The organism is Bacillota bacterium (assembly GCA_040754675.1).
Taxonomy (GTDB): Bacteria; Bacillota; Limnochordia; order Limnochordales; family Geochordaceae; genus Geochorda.
Genome location: JBFMCJ010000446.1, coordinates 1 through 3,371, shown reverse-complemented (window position 1 = coordinate 3,371; position 3,371 = coordinate 1). Strand labels below are relative to the sequence as shown.

The 3,371-nt window shown below is 64.7% G+C and carries 4 protein-coding genes; all 4 read right to left on the bottom strand.

Features of this window, described 5'->3' with window-relative positions:
* On the bottom strand, positions 1 to 1,614 hold a 1,614-nt coding region (locus AB1609_18745), incomplete at its 3' end, for a hypothetical protein (GenBank protein ID MEW6048485.1).
* Between the two features lie 11 nt (positions 1,615 to 1,625).
* Positions 1,626 to 1,979 carry a hypothetical protein gene (locus AB1609_18740; protein ID MEW6048484.1) on the bottom strand — a complete coding sequence of 118 codons (354 nt, stop codon included), beginning with the start codon at positions 1,977 to 1,979 and terminating at the stop codon, positions 1,626 to 1,628.
* A gap of 10 nt (positions 1,980 to 1,989) precedes the next feature.
* Positions 1,990 to 2,334 carry a hypothetical protein gene (locus tag AB1609_18735; GenBank protein ID MEW6048483.1) on the bottom strand — a complete coding sequence of 115 codons (345 nt, stop codon included), beginning with the start codon at positions 2,332 to 2,334 and terminating at the stop codon, positions 1,990 to 1,992.
* 3 nt (positions 2,335 to 2,337) lie between these two features.
* On the bottom strand, positions 2,338 to 3,371 hold a 1,034-nt coding region (locus AB1609_18730; GenBank protein ID MEW6048482.1), incomplete at its 5' end, for a hypothetical protein.

Genomic DNA, 3,371 nt, shown 5'->3' with positions numbered 1-3,371 from the left:
GCCGTTCTCCACGATGCTGGCGGCGTCCTCGGCCACAGCCCGTTCCTGGTTCTGGACTGTCAAGGGCTTGCCGGATATGCTCAGAGTTACCTGCTGGTCGGTGCCCGTCGTGTTGCGGATTTGCACCGAGGCGCCCCAGCCGTAGTACGTTGCACCCACGATGGACACACCCGAGGGCGGGTTCACGAGGGATGCGGTGGCCTCGATCACGGGGCGCTGGTTATAGTAGGCCGCCACGGTGACGGTGCTATTGGCGGGCACAGTGATCGGCGCATTGCTGCGGTAGACCTCCTCCGCCGTAGCCGCCGGGCGCAGGGGCTGTGTGGTCACGATGATCTGGTTCGCCACCTCCGCCTGCTTGCTCGGTGCCCGCAAGGGCAGGAAGTAGTCATCCTCCGTAATTTCCAGTGCCGGTGTCGCTCCAGCCAGGGCGAACGGCTCAATCCGCACGACGCCGTCCCGGTCGGCATACACCACCGCCAGGGCTGCCTCCGCGATGGTGCGCAGGGCCTCGCGGTGGGAGACAGGCTCGAACCAAGCGTAGGGCACCACGATGCTTTGCAGGGACGGGTCTATGACATACTCGCTGGCCGTCAGCCCCGCGTCTTGTAGGACCTGCTCGGCCAGGGCGTAGAGGCTGACGTTTGTCTGCACCTGCGAGGTCTGGAAGGTTCCCTTGCGGAGCAATTCCATCCGGTCCCGGGCCGTCACGATGGCCTCCAGGGTGTCGTCCTGGCTGTCCCAATCGAGGCTCCAGAAGGTGCCGAGCGGCACCCACTCGGGCACGCCGTTGACCTCCACACCCAGCCATGCCCTGATCCGGCGGTTCGGCTTTAGGAGGCGGAAGAGCGGGCTCTGCGTATTGTCCGGGTCGAACTTGTGGCTCTCGTTGTTCAGCACCAGGGCGATCTCATTCGCCGTGATGTTGCCCACGGGCAGCGAGCCCTGGCTGGCCTCCCGTTCCTCCAGGAGCCGGATGCTCACAAGATCGCCGCTCAGGTACGTCTCCTTGATGCTGGTGAAGAACTCTGCGATCTTCGCCTGCCGCCCCGGATGCAACCACTTGGTAATGGTCAGCACCTGCTTCGCCACGTCCAGGACCGGTGTGGCGAGGGCCTTGCTCCAGACCACCTCGGCGTTGCCCGTCACCGCCTCCGTATGCAGCAAGGTGTCATCAGCGGCATAAAGCTCAATCGTGAAGTCCACCGGGTACTCGCCCCGGGCCGAATCGCCCACGACCTTGAGCGTGTGGACAGGCCGGGGCAGGTGAGTCACGGTCAGCGTAGGGTAGGGCGAAGCGAAGGCCCCGTCCGTGCCGGCAAGCTGGCTGCCCCACCAGCCGAACTGGTACTGCGCCAGCTTGTCGGGAGTGGGCGCGAGGCGGTAGGAGCCATCCAGCACCCAGGAGCCGTCGAGCGAGGCCCACTTGTACGGCACCTGTTCCACCGCATCGGCAGTTTGAGCAGGGTAGGACACGTTGCCCTGCTCGGAGGCTTCAACGGCGATGGACTGGTCCAGGAAGGGATCGGTGTAGTCCACCTCCACCTTCGCCAACACCTGCCGCTTGTCCGCCCGCATCGCCTCCAGGAAGTCCTGCGTGACCGGGTACACCACGCCTCACCCGCCTACTTGTGCCTACCCGCCTGCGGCACCAAAAGGGCCGCCACCTCCACGCCCTCGGTGGCGGAATAGTCCATATACACCTGCCCGTCCGGCTGGTTGTATACATCCGGCTCCAGGGGGCCGATGAATACCTCGCCGCCCGCCGCCACTTCCACCACGCGGTCGGCCAACTTCAGTCCGGCCCGGACGTAGGCCGTCAGGATGGTAACAGTCACAGGCTCCTGGCTGCCGTTGCGGACGTGCAGGATTATGCGCCCGTCGTTCTCGACGCTGTGCCCTTCGGGCTGGGCCGGGGAGTACGCCGCCAGAAGCCCGGAGTCGGAGACCTGTTGCCTTGCAAGGCTGATGCGCGCCATCGTCGTCACCTCACTGCTCGATAAACGGGATGGTGACTTCATCCCAGTACCGCACGCCGTTGACCGTATGCCACAGGCTCGTGTTGGTGTCTCCGGCGTAGCAGGTCATGGTGGCCGCGCCCCCGGCGTCCGGGTACTGCAAGGTGAAGAAGGGCTTGTTTGCCGCCAGCAGATCCAGGATTTGTTTCAGGTCGCTGTCCGCGAGCATCTTCCAGGTCACGTCCACGCGCCGCTTGGTGGCGATGACCTCCATGACCATCTTGCCGGAGGCCGTGCGCCTGCTCTTAGTCAGGTCGAACCGTCCCACCTTGACTTCAGCAGGCTTTGCCACCTGGACGTTGGCGATCCAGAGCACGCCTCACACCCCCTGCGGCCTGACTACAAGCTGGAGGCCCTGGCGCTGGCCCTCGCGGATGAAGGCGGGCAAAGTCAGCCGGGCGAAGGCCGTACCGTCAACCACGAACACGATCTCTCGGTCGCCGGCAGGCTGCGTAGCCTGCACTACACGCATGGCATCCCGGACGGCCATGTAGACCGCCTGGGCGATGTCTTCCGCGAGTTCTGCTCGACCGCCGGGTATCACCGTCTCCCGGCCTTGTTCCCCGAGCAGGGTAAAGGTGGGTCGCGTGATTTCGCCGCCTTCGGCCAGGGCCACGTAGGGGATGGTGGGCAGGTTGAAGCCCCAGCTCCTGCCACCGATGATCGGCACCCAACTCGGTACCGTGAAGCTAATGCGGTTCATCTCCCGGATCATGCCATTGAGCACGTCGATGATCTTGTTGACGCAGGCCGCAATGCCTCTCTTGATCCCGTCCCAGACGCCCAGGATGGTGTCTTTCACCTTCTGCCATGCGCTGGCTGCGCCGGAGCGGATGGTTTCCCAGACGCTGCTGATGCGGTTCACGAGCGCCTGCCAGACGCCGTAGAGCCAGTCCCGAATCGAGGTCCAGATGGCCTGGGTGCCCGTCTGAAGCTCATTCCACTTCGCGGTCACCCAGTTCACGATGGACTGCCACGTATTATTGACCGCGTTCACGATACCCTGCCAAATGCCCGACAGCCAGCCGGTGACGGCGGTCCAAATCTCAGTGGTCTTGGACCGGATCGCCCCCCAGTTGTGGGCGATCAGGTAGACGATCAGGCCGATCGGTCCGGTGAACACGGCGAGCAATTCGTCCCACCACCTGGCGAAGAATGCCTTGATCGCTTCCCATACCTGCACTGCGGTGCTCTTGATCCACTCCCAGGCGCGGACCAAGTAATCGCTCACAGCCGCCCAGGCCCGCGCCGTCCACTCGCGGACACGGTCCCAATTTAGCGCGACAACGGTGGCCACCAGCGCCACGGCGGCGATCACCCAGCCCACGGGCCCCAGGGCCACGAACCATGCGG